This is a genomic window from Erythrobacter sp. (assembly GCF_039988855.1).
GTDB lineage: Bacteria > Pseudomonadota > Alphaproteobacteria > Sphingomonadales > Sphingomonadaceae > Erythrobacter.
The window spans coordinates 101,474-127,478 of the sequence record NZ_JBDXIY010000018.1 but is presented as its reverse complement, the minus strand read 5'-3'; the positions used below and the strand labels follow the sequence as shown (position 1 = coordinate 127,478).

At 51.0% G+C, this 26,005-nt stretch carries 20 protein-coding genes and 1 pseudogene; 13 read left to right on the top strand and 8 right to left on the bottom strand.

Annotated features, from left to right (window positions below):
* Positions 1-239 precede the first annotated feature (239 nt).
* From ABJ205_RS12140 to ABJ205_RS12125, 4 genes and pseudogenes are all read left to right on the top strand, one after another.
* The gene (locus ABJ205_RS12140; RefSeq protein WP_348156155.1) at positions 240-2,072 is read left to right on the top strand and encodes a DUF1800 family protein; all 1,833 of its coding nucleotides are present in this window, start codon (positions 240-242) and stop codon (positions 2,070-2,072) included.
* 5 nt (positions 2,073-2,077) lie between these two features.
* Entirely contained in the window at positions 2,078-3,493 is a 1,416-nt protein-coding gene (locus ABJ205_RS12135) for a DUF1501 domain-containing protein (RefSeq protein WP_348156152.1), read from the top strand.
* A gap of 114 nt (positions 3,494-3,607) precedes the next feature.
* Positions 3,608-4,599: pseudogene (locus ABJ205_RS12130) on the top strand (integrase core domain-containing protein).
* Between the two features lie 317 nt (positions 4,600-4,916).
* Complete coding sequence (locus tag ABJ205_RS12125; protein ID WP_348156149.1) at positions 4,917-5,888, top strand: glycosyltransferase family 2 protein; 972 nt, start codon at positions 4,917-4,919, stop codon at positions 5,886-5,888.
* Positions 5,889-6,441: 553 nt separating this feature from the next.
* Here ABJ205_RS12125 and ABJ205_RS12120 read toward each other — a convergent pair.
* Both ABJ205_RS12120 and ABJ205_RS12115 read right to left on the bottom strand, forming a co-directional pair.
* Positions 6,442-6,684, bottom strand: a complete 243-nt coding sequence (locus ABJ205_RS12120) for a hypothetical protein (protein ID WP_348156147.1) — start codon at positions 6,682-6,684, stop codon at positions 6,442-6,444.
* Positions 6,685-6,748: 64 nt separating this feature from the next.
* Positions 6,749-7,294, bottom strand: a complete 546-nt coding sequence (locus ABJ205_RS12115) for a hypothetical protein (protein ID WP_348510059.1) — start codon at positions 7,292-7,294, stop codon at positions 6,749-6,751.
* A 264-nt stretch (positions 7,295-7,558) separates the two neighbouring features.
* Between ABJ205_RS12115 and ABJ205_RS12110 the strand changes: the two genes are divergently transcribed.
* The 7 genes from ABJ205_RS12110 to ABJ205_RS12080 all read left to right on the top strand — a co-directional run bounded on the left by ABJ205_RS12110 (position 7,559) and on the right by ABJ205_RS12080 (position 16,100).
* The gene (locus ABJ205_RS12110; RefSeq protein WP_348510058.1) at positions 7,559-8,254 is read left to right on the top strand and encodes a polysaccharide biosynthesis/export family protein; all 696 of its coding nucleotides are present in this window, start codon (positions 7,559-7,561) and stop codon (positions 8,252-8,254) included.
* 10 nt (positions 8,255-8,264) lie between these two features.
* Positions 8,265-10,463 carry a polysaccharide biosynthesis tyrosine autokinase gene (locus tag ABJ205_RS12105; protein WP_348156139.1) on the top strand — a complete coding sequence of 733 codons (2,199 nt, stop codon included), beginning with the start codon at positions 8,265-8,267 and terminating at the stop codon, positions 10,461-10,463.
* A gap of 77 nt (positions 10,464-10,540) precedes the next feature.
* Positions 10,541-11,416 (top strand): glycosyltransferase family 2 protein, encoded by an 876-nt coding sequence (locus ABJ205_RS12100; protein ID WP_348156138.1) that lies wholly within the window; start codon positions 10,541-10,543, stop codon positions 11,414-11,416.
* Between the two features lie 334 nt (positions 11,417-11,750).
* Positions 11,751-12,542 (top strand): glycosyltransferase, encoded by a 792-nt coding sequence (locus ABJ205_RS12095; protein WP_348156135.1) that lies wholly within the window; start codon positions 11,751-11,753, stop codon positions 12,540-12,542.
* On the top strand, positions 12,539-13,360 hold the full coding sequence (locus tag ABJ205_RS12090) for a hypothetical protein (protein ID WP_348156132.1): 822 nt from the start codon (positions 12,539-12,541) through the stop codon (positions 13,358-13,360). The genes ABJ205_RS12095 and ABJ205_RS12090 overlap by 4 nt, the downstream gene beginning before the upstream one ends.
* A 7-nt stretch (positions 13,361-13,367) precedes the next feature.
* Complete coding sequence (locus tag ABJ205_RS12085) at positions 13,368-14,558, top strand: oligosaccharide flippase family protein (RefSeq protein WP_348156129.1); 1,191 nt, start codon at positions 13,368-13,370, stop codon at positions 14,556-14,558.
* Positions 14,559-14,714: 156 nt separating this feature from the next.
* Entirely contained in the window at positions 14,715-16,100 is a 1,386-nt protein-coding gene (locus ABJ205_RS12080) for an O-antigen ligase family protein (RefSeq protein WP_348156126.1), read from the top strand.
* 476 nt (positions 16,101-16,576) lie between these two features.
* Here ABJ205_RS12080 and ABJ205_RS12075 read toward each other — a convergent pair whose 3' ends face one another.
* Both ABJ205_RS12075 and ABJ205_RS12070 read right to left on the bottom strand, forming a co-directional pair.
* Entirely contained in the window at positions 16,577-17,050 is a 474-nt protein-coding gene (locus ABJ205_RS12075; RefSeq protein ID WP_348156123.1) for an acyltransferase, read from the bottom strand.
* A 749-nt stretch (positions 17,051-17,799) separates the two neighbouring features.
* Entirely contained in the window at positions 17,800-17,922 is a 123-nt protein-coding gene (locus ABJ205_RS12070; RefSeq protein WP_348156121.1) for a hypothetical protein, read from the bottom strand.
* A gap of 667 nt (positions 17,923-18,589) precedes the next feature.
* On the opposite strand from ABJ205_RS12070, the gene ABJ205_RS12065 reads away from it, so the two are divergent.
* Positions 18,590-18,775: a hypothetical protein gene (locus ABJ205_RS12065; RefSeq protein ID WP_348156118.1), complete on the top strand. Its 186-nt coding sequence runs from the start codon at positions 18,590-18,592 to the stop codon at positions 18,773-18,775.
* 269 nt (positions 18,776-19,044) lie between these two features.
* Here ABJ205_RS12065 and ABJ205_RS12060 read toward each other — a convergent pair whose 3' ends face one another.
* The 4 genes from ABJ205_RS12060 to ABJ205_RS12045 are packed head-to-tail and all read right to left on the bottom strand — an operon-like array spanning position 19,045 to position 24,604.
* The gene (locus ABJ205_RS12060) at positions 19,045-19,965 is read right to left on the bottom strand and encodes a hypothetical protein (protein WP_348156116.1); all 921 of its coding nucleotides are present in this window, start codon (positions 19,963-19,965) and stop codon (positions 19,045-19,047) included.
* The gene (locus ABJ205_RS12055) at positions 19,962-21,791 is read right to left on the bottom strand and encodes a glycosyltransferase family 2 protein (protein ID WP_348156113.1); all 1,830 of its coding nucleotides are present in this window, start codon (positions 21,789-21,791) and stop codon (positions 19,962-19,964) included. Before ABJ205_RS12055 ends, ABJ205_RS12060 begins: the two co-directional genes overlap by 4 nt.
* Positions 21,788-23,353: a hypothetical protein gene (locus ABJ205_RS12050; protein WP_348156111.1), complete on the bottom strand. Its 1,566-nt coding sequence runs from the start codon at positions 23,351-23,353 to the stop codon at positions 21,788-21,790. The genes ABJ205_RS12055 and ABJ205_RS12050 overlap by 4 nt, the downstream gene beginning before the upstream one ends.
* Before the next feature lie 36 nt (positions 23,354-23,389).
* A complete protein-coding gene (locus ABJ205_RS12045; protein WP_348156109.1) occupies positions 23,390-24,604 on the bottom strand; it encodes an NAD-dependent epimerase/dehydratase family protein in 1,215 nt (404 codons plus the stop codon).
* Between the two features lie 198 nt (positions 24,605-24,802).
* Here ABJ205_RS12045 and ABJ205_RS12040 point away from each other — a divergent pair, with 198 nt between their 5' ends.
* Complete coding sequence (locus ABJ205_RS12040; RefSeq protein ID WP_348156106.1) at positions 24,803-25,915, top strand: endo-1,4-beta-xylanase; 1,113 nt, start codon at positions 24,803-24,805, stop codon at positions 25,913-25,915.
* Positions 25,916-26,005 lie beyond the last annotated feature (90 nt).

The following is a 26,005-nucleotide window of genomic DNA, read 5'->3' as shown; positions in this document are numbered from 1 at the left end:
TTACCCGAATAGGTTTTTGCGTACCGTCAATCAGGCCAGCGCAAAGTGACTTTCCAAGGTGTAATATCGCCAAAAATACCACCATTTCGACCACCCTTGAAGCAATGCAGCCTAACTCCAGCATCTTATCCGCATTGAGTTGCGGAATATACTTAAGAGTTTGCGCGGTGGTGTGACCGCAAAACCTGTAAACTGCGTTGATTTACCCAAAGGGCTCTTTCTTAAAGGAGCCCAAAAAAATGCGCACAGAAAGCAAGGCCGATGAGCAAGTCATACTTTCTGAAGGACAGCCGACTAGACGAAGCCTCTTCTCTCTGACAGCTCTCAGTGTATCGACTGCAACGTTAGCGGCTTGTGGCGGAGGCGGCGGTCAATCTAACCCCGCAAGCGCGGTAGCTCCTTCCATCGGCTCGCAACCACCCACTGATTCAGGCCCAGGCGCGCCAAGCAATACGGAAGAGGTGACGAAAAGGTCGCGTGCTGCCCGCTTTTTACACCAAGCCTCTTTTTCTGCCTCATTAGCGGAAATTGATGAAGTATTGGAGCAAGGCAATGAAGTTTGGCTGGACCGAAAAATTTCTGAACCAATATCTCAGACCGCTCGCGAATACTTCTCGTCTCGTGGGTTTGACCGCGTAGATACGAATAATCACTTTGATCGATCGCAAACCGCTGACTTCATGATTTTTAGTCAGCTGCTGCATGGCAATAACGCTGTGCGCAAAAAGTTTGCATTCGCTCTTTCACAGTTTTTTGTGGTCTCTCTTGAAGGTCTTAGGCTTAGTTGGCCTGCAATTGCTATAGGAAGCTATTGGGACACCTTAAATGAACACGCGTTTGGTGACTTCAGAGAACTGCTGGAGGCGATAACACTTAACCCAGCGATGGCGACATACCTTGATACCATTGGAAATCAGAAAGCAGATAGCCAGAGCATGCGGGAGCCCGACGAAAATTTCGCTCGGGAAGTGATGCAGCTTTTCACGATCGGTGTGACTGAACTAAATATGGACGGAACCCCAAAAATCGTCGGCGGGCGGCAGGTCGAGACGTACTCAAATGAAGATGTGCAGAACCTTGCCAGGTGTTTTACGGGCTACCACTTCGACTACAGCGGCACAGGATTTGATACCTATCCCAATTCAACCCGGCAAATTGAGACGCCAGATTTTGTTACCGTACCGATTACATCTGATCCCCGTAAGTGGCGCAAACCCCAGACAGCTTCACTCCATTCCCCAGAATCAAAAGAATTTCTGAACGTATCAATTCCACAAAATACTAGCGCGAGTGAAACGCTCTGTATCGCTCTCGATGCGCTCTTTAAGCATCCCAACGTCGCCCCATTCTTTTGTAAGCAAATGATCCAGCGCCTCGTAACAAGCAATCCGTCAGGCGCATACGTACGTCGTGTCGCGAGAGTTTTTGAGAACAATGGAAATGGAAAGCGCGGTGATCTCAAAGCAGTTTTCAAAGCCATTATCCTTGACGACGAAGCCCGTTCGGACACGATGCTGACTGATGAGAATTTTGGAAAACTTCGAGAACCTGTGCTGCGTTTTGCTCAATGGGCACGAACCTTTGGGGCAACGTCATCATCAGACAATTGGGAAATACGTTCGCTCTCCAGATCGTACGATCAACTAGGTCAATCCCCTCTTCGCTCTCCAACAGTCTTCAATTTCTTTCGACCCACATTCGTCGCCAATCGCTCAACTGCCTCGAAGAACGGGCTAGTGGCGCCCGAGTTTGAACTTGTGAACGCCACCTCGGTAGCGGGTTATGCCAATTTTATGGAGGCTATAATCGAAGACCGGGCCTTCGAGTCGAGAGATATCGCTGCAGAATACAGACACGAACTTCCTCTCGCAGAAAACCCGGCAGAGCTTGTCGAGCACCTGAATTTGATACTGACAGCTAATCAACTGTCGGAAGGTGAAAAGGACGGAATACGCGAAGCAATAGAATCAGTTCAGATTAGTGATAGCAGCGATCAAGAAGCCAGGCTGCGAAGAGTCCGCCTAGCTGTTTTTCTCGTTTTTATGACAACATCATATTTGATCCAAAGGTAGATTAGATGTTTATCAGTAAGCTAAATGATATCAGCCGTCGCGCCTTCCTGAAAAGGTCAAGGAACCTCGCATGCGCTGGCGCCGCAACATCATATGGAATGGGTTTAATAGCTACAGGCGAAGCTGCTGCTTTTGAAAATATATCAGGTTACAAAGCCTTGGTGTGCGTTTTTTTAGATGGCGGGAATGATCATGCCAACACCTTAATTCCTTACGATCCCATCAACCATGCTAAATATTTCAACATCAGGGGCAACCCAGTTAATGGACAGCGAGTGGCTTTCGATCGTGAGGAGCTGTTCCAAAACCTTCTCAAACCAAAGCACGATCAGACATTAACAGATGGGATTGAGTATGCTCTTTCTCCATGGATGCCACGCATGAAAGCTTTATTCGACAGAGGCATGCTGGCGCCCTTGCTCAATGTTGGCACACTTGAGGCTCCTATAACTCGTTCTCAATTTGAAAATGGAAGCCAGCCTAGGCCTGCGTTCCTTTTTTCGCATAACGATCAAAAGGCTACGTGGATGACTTCCGGCTCCGAAGGGACAAGAACGGGTTGGGGAGGGCGGATGGCCGACCTGGCGCAGACGCGAAACACCAATCAAATGTTCACTGCAATAAATGCAACAGGGAATGGCCTCTTCGTTCAGGGCGAACGCACAGCGCCCTTTAGGGTTTCTGACCGCGGAGTAACTCAATTCCGAGGTCTGCAATCAGGTCGACTGTTTGGCTCAAGCGCCGCGTCTGGAGTCTTTGATCGCTTATTGCGCACGCCCAGCGCGAGTGTCTTGGAGTCGGACTACGCAACAATGAACGCAGAATCTATCGAGTACGGTGCATTCGTGGAAGACGCTCTCGGGAATAACAGAGCTCAAACAGATTTCGGCTCAGACAATGAGCTCGCTTCTCAATTAGAGATCGTAGCACGCTTAATCCGTTCGCGCGATGCGCTCTCGGTTCAAAGGCAAGTGTTCTTCGTCTCTATGCGCGGCTTTGATACGCACACAGACCTTCGAGATCACTCATCACTTCTTGGAAAGGTTGACTTTGCGCTCGACGCCTTCTTTAAGGAAATTTCCACCATGGGCCTAGCCAATCAGGTCACAACATTCACTGCATCTGATTTTGGGCGCACACTAAGCCTAAACGGATTGGGTTCTGATCATGGGTGGGGTGGCCATCATCTTGTCCTTGGCGGTGCAGTTGATGGGGGCAAATTTTATGGAAAAGCGCCGAAAGTTTCGCTAGATAGCCATGATCAGGTCGGCCGAGGCCGATTGCTGCCTAGTACTTCTGTTGATGAATACTCAACCACATTGGCCAAGTGGTTCGGTGTTTCTTCTAGCAATTTGCAAATGGTTCAGCCCAATATTGGTAGGTTCGCAAAGCCTGATCTCGGTTTCATGTCTGCTGGCTAAAGGGTTGCGCGAGAAGGTTTGGGCTTTCTTTCCTCGAAACGTATCTTCTGAGGTGACCCCCTGATTCTCCCTCAAGTTGGATTAGGGTCCGGCCCTGACAGAAGGACGGACGAGATGAAGAGAACGAGGTTTTCAGAAGAGCGGATCATTGGCGTGCTGAATTAGGCTGAGGCGGGCGCGAAGACAGCTGACTTGGCTCATCGGCACGGGGTGTCCGAAGCGACGATCTACAACTGGAAGTCGAAGTATGGCGAGATCGAAGTGAACGATGCTCGCCGACTCAAGAAGCTCGAGAGCGAGAACGCGAAGCTCAAGCGACTTCTTGCCGATGCGATGCTGGACCATGCTGCGTTGAAGGAACTTCTGACAAAAAGTTCTAGCGCTGGCCGCCAAGCGGGAAGCTATCGATCATCTCCAGACCTGTCACGAGATGAGCGAACAGGGGGTGTGCCGTGTCATCGATGCTGATCGCAAGAGCGTACGTTACCGTTCCACCCGGGGCAATGATGCCAGTCTGCGTGAGAAACTTCGCGAGCTGGCCAATCAGCGTCGGAGCCTGGATTTTGTTCACGACCAGATTGCTTCTGCCAGAAGGTTTCGGGTCCTCAACGTTGTCGATGACATGACCAGAGAGTTGTCTGGCGGCGGTTCCAGATACCTCGATCTCAGGCCGCCGTGTCGTGAGAGAGCTGACGGAGCTGATCAGCCAGCAAGGCATGCCCAGCATGATCGTCAGCGACAAAGGCACTAAGCTAACCATTGATGCGGTGTTGGCATGGTGCGGGAAAATGGGCGTGGAGTGGTATTACATCGCGCCAGACCAGCCAATGCAGAACGGCTTCTGCAATAGCTTCAATAGTCGCATGCGGGATGAGTTGCTGAACGAGACGCTGTTCTTGGGCATGGCACATGCCCGTGTCGGGATCGCTGCCTGGGTGCAGGGCTATAATCGGGAGCGACCGCACTTATCCCTTGGCTACGCAACACCGGCGGCGTTCGCCGTCAAACTGGATAAGCGATGGCCTGTTTCGCTACGCCCTGCGGGCTCCGCTACGCAGCCCATTGCTTCAACCGTGCAGATGCGCAAAATAAACGCTCGGCCCTAATCCTAGCTGGAGGAAAGCAGGAAGTCACGTCACCTACCCTCGGCTTCGCAAATATCGTAGCAGTCCCGTCTGGACTAATCGGTCTATCAATAGGGGGTGTTTTTCTCTCGTCGATTTAGGATTTCCAAAAGTTAGAAATCGAGTGTAGTTTAAATCGCAACAGGCCTGAAAACACTTTTAATTCCAGTCACTCTCGCTTTTTGTCCGCCAAGCCCGCGTCCGCGCGAAGCCCTTTTATATCTTGAGCGCTTGCAGCTAGCTTGATGGAATGCGTAAAGAGAATTGCCATTCGTTCTGCATAGCATGTGGGTATATCATTGAAAATTCGTCAAAGCCTAACAATCGGAGTGATCATTGTAGCTTACGACTCCGGGGCCGTCATCGTCGATTGCCTTGAGAGCCTTTTTTCTGCCCCAGATGCTGATTTACGTGTTGTTATCGTGGACAACGCATCGACCGATGACGTTATTTCTATCATCAGATCCGCTGGGGTCGATGCCGAGCGAATGGACTGTGAGGCTCCCCCGCGATTGCTTCTGCAAGATCGGCCTGTAGTACTGCGCTCAGATCAGAACTTGGGGTTTGCAGGCGGAGTCAACTTGGGTTTAGAGTTCTTGAGAAAACACGAGGAAGTTGACCTTTTTTGGATACTAAATCCTGATACTATTGTGGCTAAAAACACGCCGGTCGCAATAGCGGCGGGGGCAAAAGAGAATCCTGACTTTGATGTGATGGGTGGGAGGATTTGTTATTTTGCAGAGCCAAACATTATCCAAAACGACGGAGGGAGAGTGAATTTCTGGACCGGAGCATGTCAGCCGGTTAACATGTTTCGCGAGGCAGATAAAACGAGCACTCCGCCAGCTCAGTCTCTTGACTACATTAGCGGCGCGCATATCGTCGTTTCGCGAGGTTTTCTTGCGAAGGCAGGTTTGATGCCTGAAAGGTACTTTTTATACTACGAAGAGACAGATTGGTGTCTTACGCTTCCTGATCGCAAGCTCGTGTTTCTTGCTGATGCAGTGGCATATCATCATGGCGGCACGTCGATTGGATCTGCGACCATTGATCGCAGTGCCTCCCCTCTTTCGAGCTACTTTATGGCCAGGTCGCGGCTTAAATTTGTGAGGAAATTTCGACCTTTTGCTTTACCGATTGCCATGGGATTTAACTTGCTCAAAGCGGCTCAGTCAGTTCTCCGCGGTGACATAGCAGAGGCTACAGCAAATCTAAGGGGGTCGTTTGGGCTGCCGCCCACCGCATCGATCAAAGCAAAGATAAGAGTGTAGAATATTTTAGGCAACAGAGAACCCTCAGCGCGCCTTAAGGCTTTGGTTTGTGCGTTAAGGTAGCTTGTATGGCCGCGCCAAAAAACCTTTTTAGACTTAACAATGCTATTTAACCGCAGATATGCTGTCGTCGCTTTGGTCGCATAGATGGTAACTCTATTGCTAGGGGGAGCGGGCTGCGTTCGCGATCCAATGTTCACTTAAAGATGCCCATTGGGCCAAGGTATCTAAAGGTTGGTGCAGTGCGTCGGCCTACAATTAAAGGGTGTCGTGGGCTCGAAAGTTTCGAATGGGCAAGGCGCACGCCAGATATCTGCGTGCTTTTCAATGCACCCTGCGCTTCAGAAGCTATTTCAATTGTCCGAAGCTAGCGCTTACAGGTTTGTGCCCAACGGGAGCCTCTAGGCCCTGTTGAAAGCTTGTGTCGTCAACGAGCTGAGCGGTGCTTCAAAGTGGCTTTTCAGCAAGTTATCTTGGCCCTATTGCGCATGGATGATGCTGGGTAGGTATTTTGTGAGCCATTTCTGGTTGTGGGAGCTGATTCTCGATGCCCTCAACGAAAAGGTCGAGATGCCGGACACGTCCAGCTGATCGTCAGCACCGCGGTCAAGACAGAGACCAGACCCGGTAAACGATCGCCCAGCGCAGCGGCAAAACCCTCATCCCGGCCAAGACCGACATTAAAGAGCCCATCCCCCACGACGCCGTCTCGAACGCACTGAGAAACGCCATTGATCGCTGCTCCGCCAAGCTCAACTGTTTGCGCCGCCTCGGAACACGATCCGAGCTTAAGCAACCCACCTTCGCCTTCGCAAATACCGTAGTAGTCCCCTCGAGACTAACCAGTCTATCAACAGGGCCTAAGTTAAGCCTCGCACTCTCGCCGTGTAATAAGAGGCCGCCCCTGCCACTAACAGCGCCGCTCCAATATCTCCGAACCAATTAAGCTTGAGCGCTCCAAACAGCAACCTATCAAGCGAATGCAGTGAGATCGTGCGGAGCACAACTAGGAGAAGCATACCGCTGCACCCAAGTAAAGCTGCTGCCACCGCGATATTCCTCCGACCCACCATAAAGCGAGAAAAAAAGGCAGATGAGTACAGAACGATTAGAACGAAGAGTGGAAGAACCAATGAAACTGCAATGCCTTGAATGAGACGTCTATCATCGCGCATGTCGAGTGAGCTGATCCACGCGCGAAGCATCGCACGGGCCGCCTCCTCAGCTTGGAATGTTCTCGAAAGTGCAAGAAGCACGAATAAAAGAGCAGCTGTTGCCCAGGCGGCTTGATGTGAAACACTCTGGTTCGTTGTGAACGCTGTTTTATACGCAATTAGGCTAGTCACACTCACCAAAACATAAAATGCGGCGGCGGCCAAACTAAAATACGATGGTGCACTTTGCATCTGTTTGTCGATCCTAAAAGTGCCAGCCTTGAGGCTGGTAAAACGTGTGTGCGATAGAACTGTCTTATGCGTGGGTATGCTTCGCATTTTATTAGCCTTCAAAGCGCCACTCGATCCATCCTAGAAGGGCTTTGAAAGCAGTTCAAAATTTCGCGTCTTATTAGCCATGGTTAAATCTGTTGCACAAGCCCGAACCAAAGTTTAGGACCTCGATCGAGCCTATGGGTGGATGGTGTGAGGTTTCGTTTTATGATTAGGTACCGGATGGGTTTTATTGGCCTATGTTCAGCTGTGACGCTCGTGGGTTGTGCTTCTACGCCAGAACCTGTGATTGGCGCAGCTTCAATTCAGCCGCGGACAGATCTTGGGCAGCAGGGCTACTCCCACGCGAGGGCAACTTCCTACAAGCTGCGCGCTTCTGACCAACTGTCGGTGAATGTGTTCCGTGAGCCAGATCTGTCAGTCGAGAATGTGCGCCTTGGTGTCGATGGATTGGTTTCACTACCGCTGTTAGGTTCGATACCCGCTGCTGGCATGACGGCTAGGGAGTTTGAGCAAGATGTAGCTCGTCGACTTCTCGCTGCCGGGCTTCGGTCACCTATGGTTAGTGTGAATATATCCGAGTATGCATCTCATTTGGTGACCGTCGAAGGGGCGGTCACGACGCCAGGCGTTTACACATTTCAGCCAGGGTCGCGGCTTTCTGCTGCCATTGCTATGGCTCAAGGGCCCACAAATCTTGCTAAGCGGGACCAGATAGCAGTTTTCCGGGAAAGTCCCGAGGGAATTTTGATTGCTAAATTTGATCACAGGCAAATGAGCCAAGGAACCATGCTTGATCCTGTTCTTGAACCTGGGGATCGTGTGGTCGTTGGAACAGACGGTCTTTCAGTTTTTTATCAAGGTCTTCTCCAAGCCTTGCCAGCCTTCGGTGTATTTGGCGTGGCTGCGGTAAGGTAGAGACTTCGTCATGAATGAGCGTTCGATAATTGATCCCAGTAGCCCGGATCCGCATGGCGGTTGGGTTGAATCCTACCTCCCTGAGCAGCAGGTTGTCAGGGCTCAGGCGTCTGCGGAGTTCATTAGTATCGCCAATATTCGCGGTATTTTTCACCGTCAGCGTTGGCTTTTGCTTGGTATCACCCTCCTTGCGCTCACTATCGGTCTCATCGTCACTCTACTGTCAACACCGATGTACATCGCCACATCTAAGGTTAGCGTGGAGCCCTACGGCGCATTTATCCTCGAGGGTCAGGATGTGGAGCAGGGCATTGCTAGCAATCAGGTAAGCGATTATTTGGCTACTAAGGTGGAATTGATTGAGAGCCGTAGCCTGGCTGCGGTGGTGGTTGATGATCGCAATTTAACGGAACGCGCGGCCCTTCTTGGCGATGACATAGAACAACAGCGTCCGCCCGGGATGTCCGACGCGGAGTGGTTGAAAGCTAAAAAATCCAGGGCAGCAGCGATGCTGTCAGCAAATGTCAGTGCGAGCGTACCAGACATCAGTTGGGTTATTCCGATCAGCTATGTATCAAATGACCCTGTTTTCGCGGCCGAAATGGCGAATGCATACGCTGATGCATTTATGGCATCAGACTCTCGCGATACGCTTGCTGGGAATGAATACGCTATCGAGTATTTGAGTGAGCAGATTGAGATAACTCGGGGGAAGCTTGCGGAGGCTGAGCAGCAAACTAACAACTATGCTCGCAATAGTGGCATCATCGTTCAGCCAAGCATGTCTGCTGAAGGCGCGGTCACGAGCACGACTTTGACGAACTCGAGCCTATCGAACATAAGCCAGCGGTATGCTGAGGCGCGAGCGGCGCGGATTGCAGCTGAGCAAAAGTGGCGTGCGATCGAAGGTCTACCTGCCGCGCAGCTTCCCGAAGTGCAGAACAATCCTGTCTTGCAGGGGTTGGTGTCAGACAGAACTGGCAAGCTGACAGAGCTTTCCGAGCTACGGAGGCGATACAATGATGAGTTTCCTCAGATTGTAGATATCCTTGCTCAAATTGAAGTGTTGGACACTCAGATCGGGCAGACCAGTGCCGATATCAAATCAACTGTGCGAAATGCCTATGATGTTGCCCTGAGGCAAGAGCGGGCGCTAAGAAGCGAACTCGATACCCTGTCAGGCGCTTCACTAGCTGAACAAGATGAGATGGTTCAGCTGACAGTTTTTGAGCGTGAGGCAGAGGCCTTACGCCAGCAGTTGCGTTCACTGCTTGATCGCTATAATCAGATAAGCAGTGCCGCTAACGTGAACAGCGGCACGATGACTGCAATTGACTCAGCTCTTGTGCCGGGTCAGCCATTTTCTCCCAACATACTCACGAACATGGGTATTGCTTTCGTTTTGGGTGTGGCAGCCGCGTTTGGCCTTGCTGTTCTCAGAGAGATGTTTGATGACCGTGTCAGATCTCTCGACGATATAGAAGAGAAGGTCGGTCTACCACTACTCGGTCACACGCCCTACGTAGACGAACGACTTATTGAATTGGAGAGCACGAACCAATTCACGGCGCTGATGGAGGCATATGCGTCTCTCAAGGCTTCAATTGAGTTTTCCCTGCCTCGCAACCGCAATGTGCTGCAACTTACGAGCAGTAACGCTGCTGAGGGTAAATCGACTACTGCAGTAGTGTTAGCTGAACTGTTCGCTCGTGGAGGGCGCAAGACGCTACTCGTTGATGCTGATTTGCGGCGCCCGTCCGTGGCAAAGCTACTCGAGCTTGATCCTAGTGAGAAAGGTCTCGTCGAGGTTCTTTATGGGCACGCCAATTTTGAGGAGGCCGTAAATCGTGGTGTCCACGACAATCTTGACGTGCTGCCTCTTGGGAAGATACCGCCAAACCCCTCAGACATTCTATCTTCGAATGAGCTTCAGGAGTTCATCAACAAATACAGGGATGAGTATTCGCTTATTCTCTTCGACTCGTCTCCAGTATTGGGTTTAGCAGACGCGCCGACATTAGCGCGGTTTGTAGATGGTACGGTCTTTATTCTGGAAGCTAACAGAGTACCATTCTCTCAGGCGCGTACGTCTGTGAAACGCCTTCAATCCATGGGCGGTACTGTTATGGGCATGGTGTTGACCAAATATCAGGCCGAAAAAGCTGGTTATGGTTACGGCTATGACTATTATGAGTACAAATCCGCTTAGTGGCTGACTCATAGAGTTTTGTAACAAAAGGTGCCTAGCTTTAGTTGCGACAGAATTGGTTCGCCACGGGATTTGAAGTGACCAGACTTGCTCAATTCACATTGATCATCCCTGCTCACAATGAGGAGAGCGTGATCGGTCGCTGCCTGCGATCGGTGTTGACCGGTATGCCTGCCAACCATGCAGTTGAGATAATCGTGGCAGCCAACGGGTGTACTGACAGTACCGTCCATAGAGCGAGAGAGGCGTGTCCATCGGCTACGATACTAGACATTCTACCAGGATCAAAGACTAATGCTATAAACGCGGCCAATCGCATCGCACGCTTTTTCCCGAGGATTATATTGGACGCGGATGTAGAATGTTCATTCCAAAGTCTCGCGGCACTTGCTGAGGCACATGTTCAGCCAGACGTGATGGTATCGGCGCCCGCTATTCGTCTCGACCAAGAGCAAGGAAGCTTTCTGATCAAGTCCTATTATCGTGCGTGGATGAAGCAACCTTATGCGAAGGCAGGGAAGGGGGGGGCAGGCTGTTATTGTCTTTCCCAGCACGCACTGAAAACGGTAGGAGAGTTTCCTGAAATCTTTGGAGACGATATTTGGATACACACGCGGTTTGCGGACACGCAGAGGCGCTACGTTCGCAAGGATCGTCACGGTCAGGACGTTTATAGCGTCGTGCGTCCGCCGCGCACTGTTCGGGATCAAATTCGGGTTGAGGTGCGCCGAGCGATCGGGAACGCAGAGGTGAGAGAGAAGTATCCATCGCGCTATCTCGCTGACGTTAACTCGAAAGGCGGGGTAAAGGGTGTCCTGAAGAGTGGGGCGTCACCCTTGGACCTCCTGGTTTTTATCGGTGTGAAGTTTGTCGTTAAGCTCAGGGCTAGATTGCAGGTAAGGCGATCTGACCGCATCATCTGGGCGCGCGATAACAGCACTCGGGAGCTCTAGGCGTTTGGCATGCTGGAGACCCACTTAGTTGAGGCTCATCCAAGTATGCTATATCGAAGGCTCGCGTGCCGTGCTGATAGAGGCCCAATTCGGCGAATTAATCTACCAGTTTGGGGCAAAGCGGCTGCTAGTACCGGCCCATAACCAAGCACTACACAGAATACCTTGACCAATTAGCGGTAAATCGCTGTTACACGCGTCCCTTATCCGCTGAGTTGTCAACAGAGCCAACTGCCACCCTCGAACCCCGAGCAAGGCAGCTTTAAGCTTGCTTTGTTCGCAAAAAAATGAACGGTGACCCGCCCGTATAATAATCCCAATTCGATTGGATTTTATGAATTATTCGCACTCAGATCTCTGCCTGATTTCAGCGGTCAATGATGATGACATTCTGAAAAAATGCCTAAAACTATCGCCGGACGTTGTAAGTGGCGCGCTAAAGCTCATAACCGTTCGGGGTGCAAGGTCTATGGCGCAGGCATACAACGATGGCCTTCAGGAAACAACCGCGCCTATTTGTGTTTTTGTTCACCAAGATGTTTATCTGCCGGAAGGCTGGCTGACACGCGCGATCGATGCTCTCGCTAATCTAGAAAAAAGTTGGCCGAATTGGATGATTGCCGGTCCCTACGGGGTTCAAAAGAATGGCAGCCATGTAGGTCGAATATGGGACGTCAACATGGGGCGGGAACTAGGCGGCGGACCGTTTGAGCCAACCACAATTGAATCTTTGGATGAATTGATGCTCATCGTCAAACGTTCTGAAGACTTTCAGTTTGACCCTGATCTGCCCGACTTTCACCTTTACGGCACCGATATCGTACAGAGCGCTTACTCGAAGAATAAGGTCGCGCTCGCTGTCGATCTGCCAGTTGTGCACAACAATCGGCCTTGGGCATCACTTAGCGGTGGCTATGTAGATGCATACCGTTATGTTCGTTCAAAATGGAAGGATCGTTTGCCATTGTTCTCTTCAGTTTGCCAAATCTCATATAACCCAATTCCATTGTGGCGAGTCCAATGGAGAAGGAGAAAGGTGTCACAGCGTCCAGATGGCCTTCTAGCAGATTCACTCGCTGTATCTGTAAAAGCAGGATACGAGGCCAACCATGGACCGCAACAATGACAGCACTCATGCTACTCGGTATGCACCGATCCTACACTTCTTTAGTTTCTCGCTGGCTTTTAGATTGCGGGATGAATATGGGACAAGAGTTCCTGCCGGAAGGAGTTGGAAACTCTGATGGTCATTTCGAAGATATTGATTTCTTCGACCTGCACAGAGCTGCCTTGCGACAAGCGCAATTGCCCGATAACGGAATGGTGGATTTAAGCAGTCCGCACTTCGATGAAGCAGGTTACGACAAGCTCGCTTTCTCTGGATCAATTCTAGACCGAGCGACCGAATTGACCGTCAGGCGGAAGAACTCGAGATTACCTTTTGGTTGGAAGGAACCGAGGACTTGCTTGTTCCTTCCGTTCTACGAGAAAGCTCTTGATCCATTTTCAATAGTCTTATTTCGTCCCTATCAAGAAGTGGTCAGCTCGTTGGTCGCCAGAGAGCCAAAGGCGATCAGGGAGTTTGGATATCCCGGATGGAAACGTCCGGCGTATTGGGTGAAAAAGCGTACCATAGAGAAGCGGTGTTTCGATCTCAGGCACGGGTTCCTTGAGGCTTGGATACACTACAACACGAAGCTGCTCGAACATATTCATCGGGTCGGGGCTGAGCGTGTTTTGGTGCATGACCTCAATAGTATTGCGGAAGATCCTTTTGCAGTTACTTCGAAACTGAGGGAATGGGGTTTTGCTGTTGAAGATCGCCCTTTAGGTGCTTTGATCAAGCCTCTGTCAGATAGAGATAACTTGAGATTCGAGTCCAGCCTAATAGGGCGGGCCCAAGAGGTAACGAAGCAATTTGATGATATAATTCTCCAAGGTTAGCAATATAATGTGGGAGCGCTTACGGAAGAACATAGGCTGGTCCCTATTATCTATGATTATCGTCGCGTTCTCAGGCATTTTCATAGTTTATTTCAATACACGATCATTAGGTGTTGAGGGTCTTGGCGCCTATGCGACGATCCTGGCCTTCGGGCTGATGATAGAGGCGTTAGCCGGGATGCAGGCTTGGCAGGCTGTCGTTGCTTTGGCTGACAATGAACAAGATTTAGCTGACACCTTCGCCGCTGCACTCCTAATCAACGGAGGATTGGCTGCTCTGGGTGTCGTTTTTGGCTGTGCCATAGCCTTCATCATAAAGTTAGAAGGTGGTTGGGCCGTTTATGCCCATCTCAGCACGTTACTCATTAGGCTGCCAGATCCCGCGCTCGGTGTACTCCGATGGCACAATAAGTTTGGTTTCATCGCGGTAGTGAGATCTACGATAGCTTTAGCTTCTATGGCAGTCGTGACGGCATTGTGGTGGATAGACGCCTCGCTCGAGGTATATATAATTTCTGCGGGTATTTTGTATGGGATCTCATCTATCGCTCTGAATATCGAAGCAGTCCATTCATGCACGCCCAAGTGGCCTAGAAAGGCTAGTATCCGTCGAGTGCTATCATTTTCTTTACCCGCAGGTGGCTCCGGAGCCGTCGGAACATTAAGGGCCCGGGGGGTTGTACTCCTTTTGGATGCATTTGCTGGGTCAGCAGCAGTTGGGCTGTACACGGTTGCAGATCGCATCGCATCGGTCATGCAGTTATTCTACAGGGCAGCTTTCGAAGCAATTTTCGCTGAGCTGTCAAAGTTCGATCGCCGATCTGGTATAATTCTTAGGTTCTCGGCAGGATTATTCGTTTTATCCATAGCGGCCTGGATTTCCGCCGAATTATTAGGTGGCTGGGTAGTCGCTATAATTGCCGGGCCTGAATTTAAGCTAGCGGCTGAAGTTCTTGTATGGCTCGTGATAGTCGCAGGTGTAAATCTAGTCACGATGGGTGCAAGAGCGTGGGTGGTTTTGAAATTAGGCCCTCAGACGATGCTGATTGCAAACTTAATATCGTTGTTAGCGATGGTGATTGCCCCGTGGCTTATAATCCGCTCTGGCGCAATCGGTGCGGCGACAGTCCTTTTGCTTTTTGAGGCGATTTGGATCATCGCGATAACTGCTTTAATAATGCGGGCAAGACACAGATAGCTTCAAGAGAACTGCTTTGAAGGAGGTGACCCGCGTCGATATTGGAATAATGCAGGTCCCCCAATTTTTAAAAAAGGATCAATGCGTAAGCAGGATGTGCTTCAATTCGCGACGGACTGAAGGCTGCGGATCCCTACTCGAAGAAAACACAGGACAATGAAGATGCATCGACATGATAGGGAATTGCATAAAACCTTCACTAAAGCTCAAAGGGTGCGGCCATCGCTATTTCCAATCTATTTGGCCGCGGGTCTTTTCTACCTGTTACTGCTTCCGGAGCAGCTCAACTTCCGCCTTGGGGCTGCTCTACTGCCGCCCTACCGGGTATATCTCCTAGCAGGTTTCTTATTGCTCTTCAGCCAGACGTCGAAGCGTACACCAATACGCTTCGGATGGTCAGATGTCGCTGTGGTTTTTGGTTGCTTCTGGATAGTGATGGCGTCTTATTTCACGAGCGAAAGCTTGGGGCCGGCATTGCTACAGGGCGGTGCCCACTTAACAGATATTGGGTTTGCATACTTTTTTATGCGGCTGGCTATTCGCACGCCGAATGAGATGAGGATTTTCCTTGTGATCATTGCACCTGGCGTTGCCTTGATGGGCATTTTTGTATTTTTGGAATCTGTATCTGGCAGGCTCCTTATTCAGCCATTATTCTCTGCGATTACAGGCCAGCCGACGCGAGTGGGCGTCGATGTTAGATTGGGTCTCACAAGGGGTGTAGCCTCTTTCCCCCATCCGATCCTAGCCGGCATCTGCCTCACCAGTTTCTTGACGCTTTATTGGATGTCAGGTCTTCGTAGTTGGCCAAGGTTTGCTGGAGCCCTCGGTGCTTGTGCAGCCTTCTTCACCATGAGTTCAGCCGCGTTACTAGGTTTGATAGCAGGCTCTGGCTTGATGATGTACGATTGGCTCTCAAGGCGCATTGGCAATTTTACTTGGCCTTTGTTCATCGGTGGCGTCACAGCGCTCTATGTTGTTATTGAGTTGGTAAGTGACTCTGGGTTCTTCAATTTACTTGTTCGGTATGCCTCCTTAAACACTGTAAGTGCTTACAACCGCGTTATTATCTGGGAATATGGAAGCCAAAGTGTCATAAATCATCCAATTTTCGGCATCGGGTATGCAGACTGGGAGCGGCCTAGCTGGATGAACTGGAGCACTTCATCATCAATCGATCATTTTTGGTTGATTTTAGCGATGCGATTTGGGCTACCAGCCTCACTTTTATTGATATTCGCAACTATTGCTGCAGTCGTTTCGGTTGCAAAAAAATCCGTTCAGTTGGGACAAGCCGATGCACGTTTTCAAAGGGGCGTTGCAATCTCACTGTCGGTATTTGCTCTGGGAGCAGTTTCAGTATCATTGTGGCTCAACGCGTTAGTTTGGTTCTTCATGCTCTTAGGGACAGCGGCTAGCTTAGGCGCTCAAGTCATTCATTCGCCTAAGACCCGACTTTCAAGTGCAAGATTGGCTGCTATACAGCCAACTGCTTTCGGGCACAGCGCCGCTGTATCGCAAGGTGATCGACTTAAGCCGTAGTGCAGACCAAAGCTTACCCGGAATAGGGCTGGGTCGCTTCCCTGACAGTACTTCAGTCTCGTTAGATGTCGCTTATGTTCGAGGTATGAATATGATTATGACATTAGGCGAGGAGATTATCGGAGTGCTGAAAAAGGCCGTGGGGGTCGCTAATAAAGCGGGCCTTGCTTGTGATTTGGCCGCCTGTTCCCGGTCAACACCTATGGCACAGATTAGGAGTTGAAATTTAAGGGGCGTTTGTTTTTCGCCGTAGTGACGAAGGAACGAAGATGAGAAACAAACAGTCACAGTCCAAGGCGAGTACCAAGCATGTGGTAAAGGACATCCGCCGCGAGGGATCAATAGACATGTGCCCAAACCCGTACTCAAACAACCAAAATCTTTTAGCTTTTGGGCAGTGAGTTGGGTTTGGGAAAAGATCTAACTGATGCAAGCTAAGCGCCAATGCATTGAGCCTGCTTAGAGATTAAAGTCACTTAATTGCTGGCCTCCTCAGCCTCCTCAAAAGCCGCAAGTTCATGAGGTTGCAGGTTGCCCATAATGCCAAAGCGAGCGGTTTTGATGTTGCTTTTGAGGATCTTGCCAGGATTTCCTGCAACAATACTGCGAGCGGGGATATCTTGTGTGACTATTGTTCCGGCAGCAACGACACAGTTATCTCCCACGCGCACGCCGGGAAGAATAATCGAGCCCGCCCCAACAAAGCAGTTTGAGCCGATATATGTACTTACATGGATGCGTTTGACGAAGTCGTGGGTGAAGATGTGTACGCTTGGCGTGATGATGGTATAGTCTCCTATGTGGACGCCCTTGGGATGAGTGTAGTCCAGATGGGCTTTGCGCGAGATTCGTACGCCCTCACCTATCGACATCCCCCATATCTTGCGCAAATAGGCGCAATGGAACACCTGGCGGGCAAGGTACAATCGGGTGCGAATTTTAGCGAGCATAGCTTTTGTTTTGTTCCCTAACCGCTCTCAGTCGGAGCGGCGTCAATCGTAGCAATAGACGGCGCACATGCCAATATTGTGTGGCGACATCATTTTGAAAATGCGTTTCTTGGGTGCAGCCGTGGCTTCCAAGTTGCGAGCCAAAGCTGTGGTCACCTTATTGGCTGGGTCTGTGATTTGATCATGAGGCTTCAGCAAGCGGTTCTCTGGCGTAAGATCCCTACCGTATTCTTACAGATCTCAGGCATTGTGCTGTAGGTGTCGAACCTCGTCCCTAGTGGCAGCATGCGCGGTGTCGCGTGGAAGCCTGCATTTGCTGGTTTTCATGAAATGCCTCATACTTGGGGCTTATGGCCAGAAGAGGTGCCGCCTCGCAGGGGTTCTAGCACGATCATGACGCTGTCCTCAGATGAGATGCGCCAAGGCGTTGCCTGCCGGATATCTTTTATTCTGCGATCGGCACTAGCGTTTTGGTCTTGGGCGTTTGTTTCTCTTAACTTTTACTTTATGATGGCGACGCGAAACAAACAAATCTTGATAGGCAATCCCAAAGTCGCGCCATAGGTGCTGACGGGGAACAGATTAAGTCTACAGAACTTTTGTCACGAGTTGGTGCTTAGATTAGCAAATCGTTAGCCTTGTCGTATTGATTGATATTGGGTGTCTAGTTTGCGGTATTCCTAGTGAGGATATTGGACTAACTTTTATGTAGCGTTCTTTGCCCACTCGCCCAGCGGAGGGTTGCGAATTTATTGCTTGCGGCAAATCTTGTGAAGTGCGACGTCAGAAACGCCGAATTCTATGGCGAGGTGGATCACGGCTTTAGACCAGACTAGGTCGTAAAACTCGCGGCGCGTGAATGTCTGGCTCATGCTATTCTTTCGAGATTTGATTTTCTGGGCTCGTCAGAGTTCACCAATGCTCTCACTTGGAGGCGCTTATCCCACATTTTTTAATTCTACGGACTTGTGGGGTAAGCCAGAACAACTTTAGATCATTGGGCGTTCGTCGGAATGTTCGGCGATGATGTCTATGCAATGGTGGACCGCACCCCTCAGGATCGCAGACCTTGTGAGAGGGCCTGCGGCGATAGCGTGGCTTGCACGGATATGGACATGCACTCACAGAGCGGATCCTGAACCCTCGCCTTTCTTGCAAGTCCGTACAATTCGGGTGGTACCGAAGCAGCAAGACCGCACTGGCCTTTTTAGTGAGTTATTGAGAGGGGTGGTGTCTCGGAGCAACCGTGTACGTCCTGATGCTGTAAAAGGGCTATAAAACAGTGCTTTATGACATTTTCCGGGCCTATTTCCGGGCTTTGTTGTCCGACGAAGACAAATTCGCAATATATTTGAATATGTTATGTTCTAAGTGCGAGTCCTCTTCTGGCACCATTTCTCTCAAAATATGTAGAAAAATCAATTATTTGTGCCAGACCAAGAAATTTGGCCCACCTTTTCGTCCACCTCGTTTTTTGCGATGCAGTGGCGTCGAATGGCGTCCTATGTTCAGCTCCTTTGAACCGATGGGGGTGGGCAAATGGCGGCAAAGGCTAAATCCAAGATTGAAGCGAAAGAGCTTCTCATCGCGATCGAAACCTTCGAGCGGTCCTACCACATCGCAAACCACCGCACCGAGATTTGCCGTGTAGACGACGAGGCGATAATCGACATTAATGACGCAATCGTTCTATCCAGCAGCTTGCTTTGGTTTCTCGGCGTCTAAGATGGAGGCTCCGATACCTAACGCGTAAAGAACAGAGCTTGGCGTCACTGACACGAATGATCCGACGGATCATTGAGGGGTTCCAACGCAGGGCTTGGTACTTGACCGTTGCCACCCTCTGCGACTTGAATGAAGGTCTAATTTCCTCACTCGACCGACTGAAAGCCGTTACTCAACTAGCGGCTTAAATCACACCTTCGCTTAATGACTGAAGATGAGAGCGGAAATGGATATTTGCGATTGATAGGAACACGTGATCATTCCGGCAATCAATCGAGCTTAGCTCGAATGCCTACACGCCCGATCACGCCTCCAAAATCACGAGTGGGAATGTTGGAAGAGTGGTCGATATAACCCAATTCACCAAACATTATGAGCGAGCTTGAAACGCGGCGTTCCAAACCACCACTGATGCGCCAAACGTTGTCATCGCGCGCAAGAGGGAAAGCCTGGCTAAAGTCATCTTCGTAGTCGCGGTTAAGGTAAGAGGCACGCGCGAAGCCCGTGAAATCATCGCTCAAAGGTGTCTGGGCAAGCACTCTCACGCCCAAACCTTGAAAACTGAAACGATCGTCATCGGCATCAATGTCGAGGACGAATGCAGCAATGCTTAGCGAAGTGTTGCTCCCTTGCGGGCGGTAGGTGTGGCGCAGTTCGCCAAGCAGCTCAGTTTGATCAAAACCGGTGAAGCGCTCCTCGCTTTGATCACGGTAGCCATAGCGAAACCGTCCAACACTCGTATGACCATCGCCATGCCGATAGATTAGCTGGGAATCCGCACGGCCACGGGTGAAAACCCTGCCCTCATCGCCAATGACATGGTCGGCCGTACCGCCCAATCGCAACCGCACACGTCCACCGTCTGTTAGCGGGATATCTTGGCTGGCTCCGACAGTGAATGAATAACGATTAAACAAGCTATCGGTTGGAAAGACTTCTGCTCCAATGCTGCCGAATATTCGGGTATCATCGATCCGGTAACTCCCCAGCAGAGCACCGCCGATGACGCCTTCCAGACGTTCTTGATCAACATCGTTTTCGACAATGTCGGGCGGAACGACGGAGCGCCCACCATAGGTTTCAAGCTCAAGAACAAAGGGATCATCTGCGGATTGCGCCATTACGGAAGAGTGCGCAAAAAAGGCCGAAAGAACGAACACTGTCTCGTTGAGTTTGGGGGGCAGTGTCATTGAACCGTTCCTGGTCTTTCGATTGTTGATTTTTGAGTAATTGGGCTTGCTGACCCACGTATCCGGATCGAAAGAACCGATTCCAGAGTGTACCAAGCCCGCAATGCCCGAAAGGCAAAATACTCTGGCATGCCAAGCAGCGCGATCCATTCTCGGTTGATAATGATCGCAAAAAAAGCAACCAGCGCAGGTGCGCCAACCAAAACAGCGATGATGGACTGCCACACCAAAACGTTGTCGGTGCCGGTGTCAGTCAAAAGTTGGAACAGTCCAAAAATCAAGATGGGGACCATCATCGCGCGCCGCGCCGAGTTGAGCAGCATATAGGGAAGCACAAGTTTGGCGCGAACACTTAGGCTCCGGTTCACCAAGGTATTTTTGGCGCGCGCGGTGACGTGATAAACTGACCGGAACCACCGCATGCGCTGCTCCCGCATATGTGCGACGGTTGCAGGAACCTCAGACACATACTTAACCCTTTGGTCGACAATCGCGTGATAGCCCAGCTCTGAAATCCGAAAAGACATGTCAGTGTCTTCGCCGTTCATGCCAGTGGCAAAGGGGCCAGCCTGGTGCAGAGCCTCCGCACGGTAAAGTGCAAACATCCCGGGTACACCGATCAATCCCCAAAACGCGCTTAACGCTGGGGCGTAGTAGCCATGCTTAAGCAGTACTTCCACCAGCCGCGCGCGGTCAAACAGCCCGCCACCCGGAGGCAGTGGGACACCGCCGACCACGCCAATGTGCGGGTCATGAAAATTCTGTATTGCAAGATCGATTGAGTCTGGATTGATTTGAGTGTCGGCGTCGATCCGCAGGATCAATTCGTGTTTAGCCTCTTCAACAGCTCGATTGAGAGCGAAGGCCTTTCCCGGAGTAGCGACATGGATCACCCGGCCATCAACCGCCTGTGCTGCGTCAATGGCATCTTGTGCCACCTTTGCAGTGGAATCTTGCGAGCCATTGTCCATCACAAGCAATTCAACCGGCTCAGACAGGTGCCGAGCTGCTTCATCAATGTGGCGGATGGTCTCGCCTATGATGTGCTCTTCATTAAAGGCGGGAACAATCACGCTGACGGGGGCTGAAAAGTCCTTCGCAGCAGAAATCGCCCGTTCGATTACGCCGACTATGTACAGCAGCAGGAACAGCATCGGCAGGAAAAGAAAGACACCCGGCCCAATCCCTCCGAGCAGGGTCAGCTCTCGCATGCCATCAATCACCGGGCTATTCAAAGAGCCGATAAACCCAGAGATAAATCCAGAGATTGTTGCGATCGCCAGAAAGCGCAGAAACATGCGCAGGTTTTCCTGTTCGCCGGTTCGAACATGTTTGGGCTCAGGCATGGCACCGCGCTCCACCAGCATCAAAGAGAACAGCGCAAACCCGATCAGTCCAGCAAAAATCTGAACTAAGGTTAGCGGATAGGGGATGCCTAGAAGCGATAGAAACGCTGAATTGGTCAAATCCAAGAGCGCGCATATCGCGAGAAACCTGAGAACGAGATCTGCCGCGAACTTGATCCGCGCAGAAATCTTGCCCGATGCATAGATCGAGAAGGAGATATAAAACGAAATCACATAGGTTCGGATTGCGATCGAATGCTCACCGGAATAGGGGGCAAAAACATAGTCTCTCTGCGGGAACAGCCAGTCAAAGGTACCAGCTTGAAAAAGCCACAATTGCACGACCGACAAAATGCCAAATGTTAACAACAAAGCCGGCGCTCGCATTGTTGAGACTTTGACTGACAGGCCTTCGGGCTGACTATCGATGGAGCGATAGTCAATCGACTTGCGGATTGTGCTATCTTGCGTTGGGTTCATCGCGCAGTCGCTGGAGCGGACACTTGCGACGGTTGATTGATGACGCTGACCAACAAAGCGACCCCAGGGATGTCAGGCAAAACCCCAGAACCCAATCGATGGGCAACAATTCGTTCGCCGGGCTCCTGCCGCAGGAATACAATCCAACCCGCACGGCCTTCTTTCAAAGCAATATTGGAAGCCACTTCTCCATTGCTGGCTACATGGATGTCAGCGGAGTTAGCATTGTCACTCACTGCCCAAGTGTCCGGATTAAGGTTCGACAGAAGCACTGTCGCAGCTCTTGCGTCAGGTGCAGAAAGGCCATCTGCCGAAAGCGTGGCACTGCCCGCGCTGGTCAGTAGTGCGCTCAATCGATCCAGTTCGCTATCTGTGCCAGGTTCCCCAGAACGCAATACAGTCTCCGGCAAAAGCTCTGCCACGGATTGGGCGATGTCTCCGCAACGCAGATCATCCGCGTCATAGGCTGCGACAGAGATATCGATGGCGTTGGATTGGCCTTGGAACTCGGCCGGTATGGCAATCGATTGATTCACTCTGCTGACATCGCTGCCAATGCGATTGGAATAGAGCAGCCGGTTGTTGATTGAGACCGCAATGTCGCGTTGCAACGCGGACGTAGCGGGACCAACCTGCAACCTAAGATCAAGCGCGCCAGGCAGGCGGCCATCGGGAAGGTCATTGCCATCATATGCATATCGCCAGTTCGTACGGCGAGTGAAACGGCGTTGACCCTGATTGGCAGGATCGCTGGAAAGCGCGATTGGATAGGTCGCCGGAATGGTGAAATGCTTCCGCTCTGATGCATTGCCAGCTAGATCCAGCAATTCATCCAAAGAGACGCCTTCGTCTGCGAAAATCGGGCGATAACCTTTGTCTTGGAGGACCGAAGCTGCAAGCAGCGCGGACGATGCGTCATTGCCGGTCAAGTCACCGTTCCAATCAATCGGCACCCGGTCACCCCACAAGGCGAGCAAGTCCCGCGGCGAGTTTGGCGCTTCTGATAGGGCGAGGCGCAACCCGCTGGAGCCATCAACATTCACGACCGCGGCAATGGCATCATCGGTTGTGCATTCCGCGATTGGACCGCGCCCTTGTAAGCTCAGGCCGACCGAAAGGACGCCCGACGTCAGTTCTTCTGGTGTCAATTGAACTTGCAATTGGTCGCTTTTTTCGCCTTCGTTCAGAAGGTAGTCAGCGCGTTTCACCCCGTTGATGTTAACACGCAAAACCCCTTCTACGCCCCCAGCAACCAAGCTGTTGAACGACAGGATGAGATCGCCCGAAACAGGTCGAGCATCGACGGGCAGCCGAAATTCAAGGTTCGAATACGAAGGCAAGCCCGACAATATCAACGGCGTATCTTGGATAACGGGAGCAGCAAAAACACCGCTTCCATCTGTATCAAGACTGGCCAGAACCGTCTGATCGCCATCGTCAAACTGAGGCCTGTCATCCGCCACCGTTCTGTCCCACGCGTTGTCAAATGCGCCGCTCTGACCGAGGAAAATCAATATCCCGATCAACACCAATGCCAATAGTCCTAGTCCTGCAAGTCGCATGGATTAAAGTCCCCTGTGTTCCATTATTCGCTTGCCTTAAGCGACCAATTTCCTGGTTTGTGCGGCGTCACTCAACTCTTGTTCGCGCTCACGGTTCCAAGCAGACTTGGCAGGAATGCTTGCAAAATCAACCCGATGCTTATGCATCTTGGAAAGCGCAATTGTTCCTTGAAGATTGGCGCTGTCGAGCAAAATCGGATCAAGGCCCAGCCCACGGAATGTTGCGTTGCTGACGACCAGTTCATTTTCAGCAGCTTCTGCGCGAGGATTTGGGACGAACTCAATTTCTGCACCTGTCCGGCTTGCCACCAGTTTTGCCAAATCGATGACGCTCAGTGTTTCCGCGATCTGGTTCAATATCTTCACCTTATCGCCCCTGCGCGGCGGCGCTTTGATGGCCAGCTCGATACACCGAACCGTATCCTGAATGTTGATGAAAGCCCGCGTTTGGCCGCCCGTGCCATGAACTGTTAATGGGTGACCAACCGCGGCCTCAACCAGAAAGCGGTTCAAAACCGTCCCATACTCACCATCATAGTCAAACCGATTGACCAGCCTTGGATCCAACTTAGTTTCCTCAGTCTGCGTATCCCAGACTATGCCCTGATGGAGATCCGTTATCTTTATACCATCGTTCTGCGCATAGAATTGGAACATCAACTGATCGAGTGATTTGGTCATATGATAAACGCTGCCGGGCTTTGTGGGGAACAGGATCTCCCTCACATGCGCGTCACCATGATCGTCGCGGACTTCAACATCGATATAGCCCTCCGGGATCGAGAAGCCGTTCCCGCTATAACCGTAGACACCCATCGTGCCGAGGTGGACCAAATGCGCATTAGGAGCATGCTCCGCCAATGCGACGAGGAGGTTATGTGTCCCGCCAACATTGTTGTCGACCGTGTATCGTTTTTGCGTGGGGCCTCGCATCGAGTAAGGCGCGGCGCGCTGTTCAGCAAAGTGCACGACAGCTTGCGGATTGATCCGCAACAACAGTTCGTTAAGCGATTCCGTTTCTCTTGCGATATCAAGCAATGCGAAATCGATGACCTTTCCAGTCACCTCTTTCCAAGCCTGGGCACGCTCTTCGATGCTTGCGATCGGCGTGAGACTTTGAACCTTCAGTTCTTTATCGATTGAGCGCCGGGACAGATTGTCTGCAATTGTGACATTATGCCCTGCTGCCGAAAGATGTAATGCAGTCGGCCAACCGCAAAAACCGTCTCCTCCAAATACGATAATGTCCATTTAGATGTCCCATTCATTGATTTGGCCATGGCAACCCATTCCGTACCGTTGCACTTTGGCTGATGTATAGAAATCGAGGTGTATTCACGCTGAACTACGTGATTTTCCAGATCAACTGAGCTTTAATCTCGGTTAACTAGCGATCCTGATCGACTAAACAGGAATGTAATTTTGCTGCTTATAACAGAAAAACACCACATGAACCGTAGGAACATGTTAAAAGTTGTAACAGGCGGTGTCATCTCATCTACGATGCCCTCTTGTGGACTAGCCAAGCAATCAACATCGCTTTCGCAATTGGCAAGATCACGCGGCATTCGGTTTGGATGCGCCGTTTCTCGCAAAGCCTTGGCAGATCGGCAGTATGAAGAATTGGCGCTCACCCATTGTGACACATTGGTCGGCGAGAACGCGCTCAAGTGGCAGTATTTGGAACCCGTTCGAAACCAGTATGTGACGGACGAAGCACACTGGTTGACGCAATTTGCTCAGCAACATGACCGGAGGATGCGCGGGCATTGTTTTGTGTGGAACCATCATGATCGAATGCCAGATTGGTTGGTGAAAATCGCTACCTTGCTAAGAGCCAACGAATCGCAAGAGCTTACCCGTCATATGTGGCGACGTGGGGCGTTTATTGCTCGGGAGTTCCCCCATATCGTGTCTTGGGACGCAATGAACGAAGCCGTTGATCCCACCACAGGCGAGCTGCGTGAAACGCATTTCAAGAGACTCTTGGGGGATCGTTTCTTGGATCTTGCATTTCAAATCCTCCACACAAGGCTTCCGCAAGCTCGGCTCGTCTATAACGAAACTATGAGCTGGGAGATGGACGGCACTCACCGCAACGGAGTTTTGCGTTTGCTAGAGCGTCGCTTGTCACGTGGGACTCCCATTCATGCTCTTGGGATTCAAAGCCACATTGGCAAGACAATCGCTCGACAACGTGATGAGGTCGCATGGCGGCACTTTCTTGAGGAGGTGCAGGCGATGGGTGTCGACGTGTTATTGACCGAATTAGATTGCAGCGACCGAAATATATCAGCCAGCAGTCCGGAATTGCGCGACGCCGAGGTAGCGGCGCATACCAAGGGCTATCTCGATCTAACTTTGAGCTTTCCAAATGTGCGCGAGGTGCTGGTGTGGTCTCTCGCGGACAAGCACAGTTATATGAACCGTAAAAGCTACCCAAAACCGCGACGTCGAAAAGACGGTCAACTATTGCGCGGTCACCCATTCGATGAATTGCTCAGACCCAAACCCATGTTGCAAGCGATCAAAGACGCATTTGAGTTCGCACCTCAACGATGACTGGTAACAGTTCGCAAGGCTTCCCATTGAGCCTGCCAACGCGGCCTTATACCTCGCGCGATTGTGTGAGTTTAAAGGTCAGATATTCTC

What these genes read in the sequence shown, in the direction of transcription:
- ABJ205_RS12140 (WP_348156155.1), top strand. Translation starts at nt 240, where the DNA reads ATGCGCACAGAAAGCAAGGCCGATGAGCAAGTCATACTTTCTGAAGGA.
- ABJ205_RS12135 (WP_348156152.1), top strand. Translation starts at nt 2,078, where the DNA reads ATGTTTATCAGTAAGCTAAATGATATCAGCCGTCGCGCCTTCCTGAAA.
- ABJ205_RS12115 (WP_348510059.1), bottom strand. Translation starts at nt 7,294, where the DNA reads ATGCAAAGTGCACCATCGTATTTTAGTTTGGCCGCCGCCGCATTTTAT.
- ABJ205_RS12110 (WP_348510058.1), top strand. Translation starts at nt 7,559, where the DNA reads ATGGGTTTTATTGGCCTATGTTCAGCTGTGACGCTCGTGGGTTGTGCT.
- ABJ205_RS12105 (WP_348156139.1), top strand. Translation starts at nt 8,265, where the DNA reads ATGAATGAGCGTTCGATAATTGATCCCAGTAGCCCGGATCCGCATGGC.
- ABJ205_RS12095 (WP_348156135.1), top strand. Translation starts at nt 11,751, where the DNA reads ATGAATTATTCGCACTCAGATCTCTGCCTGATTTCAGCGGTCAATGAT.
- ABJ205_RS12090 (WP_348156132.1), top strand. Translation starts at nt 12,539, where the DNA reads ATGACAGCACTCATGCTACTCGGTATGCACCGATCCTACACTTCTTTA.
- ABJ205_RS12085 (WP_348156129.1), top strand. Translation starts at nt 13,368, where the DNA reads ATGTGGGAGCGCTTACGGAAGAACATAGGCTGGTCCCTATTATCTATG.
- ABJ205_RS12080 (WP_348156126.1), top strand. Translation starts at nt 14,715, where the DNA reads ATGAAGATGCATCGACATGATAGGGAATTGCATAAAACCTTCACTAAA.
- ABJ205_RS12075 (WP_348156123.1), bottom strand. Translation starts at nt 17,050, where the DNA reads ATGCTCGCTAAAATTCGCACCCGATTGTACCTTGCCCGCCAGGTGTTC.
- ABJ205_RS12070 (WP_348156121.1), bottom strand. Translation starts at nt 17,922, where the DNA reads ATGAGCCAGACATTCACGCGCCGCGAGTTTTACGACCTAGTCTGGTCT.
- ABJ205_RS12065 (WP_348156118.1), top strand. Translation starts at nt 18,590, where the DNA reads ATGGCGGCAAAGGCTAAATCCAAGATTGAAGCGAAAGAGCTTCTCATC.
- ABJ205_RS12060 (WP_348156116.1), bottom strand. Translation starts at nt 19,965, where the DNA reads ATGACACTGCCCCCCAAACTCAACGAGACAGTGTTCGTTCTTTCGGCC.
- ABJ205_RS12055 (WP_348156113.1), bottom strand. Translation starts at nt 21,791, where the DNA reads ATGAACCCAACGCAAGATAGCACAATCCGCAAGTCGATTGACTATCGC.
- ABJ205_RS12050 (WP_348156111.1), bottom strand. Translation starts at nt 23,353, where the DNA reads ATGCGACTTGCAGGACTAGGACTATTGGCATTGGTGTTGATCGGGATA.
- ABJ205_RS12045 (WP_348156109.1), bottom strand. Translation starts at nt 24,604, where the DNA reads ATGGACATTATCGTATTTGGAGGAGACGGTTTTTGCGGTTGGCCGACT.
- ABJ205_RS12040 (WP_348156106.1), top strand. Translation starts at nt 24,803, where the DNA reads ATGAACCGTAGGAACATGTTAAAAGTTGTAACAGGCGGTGTCATCTCA.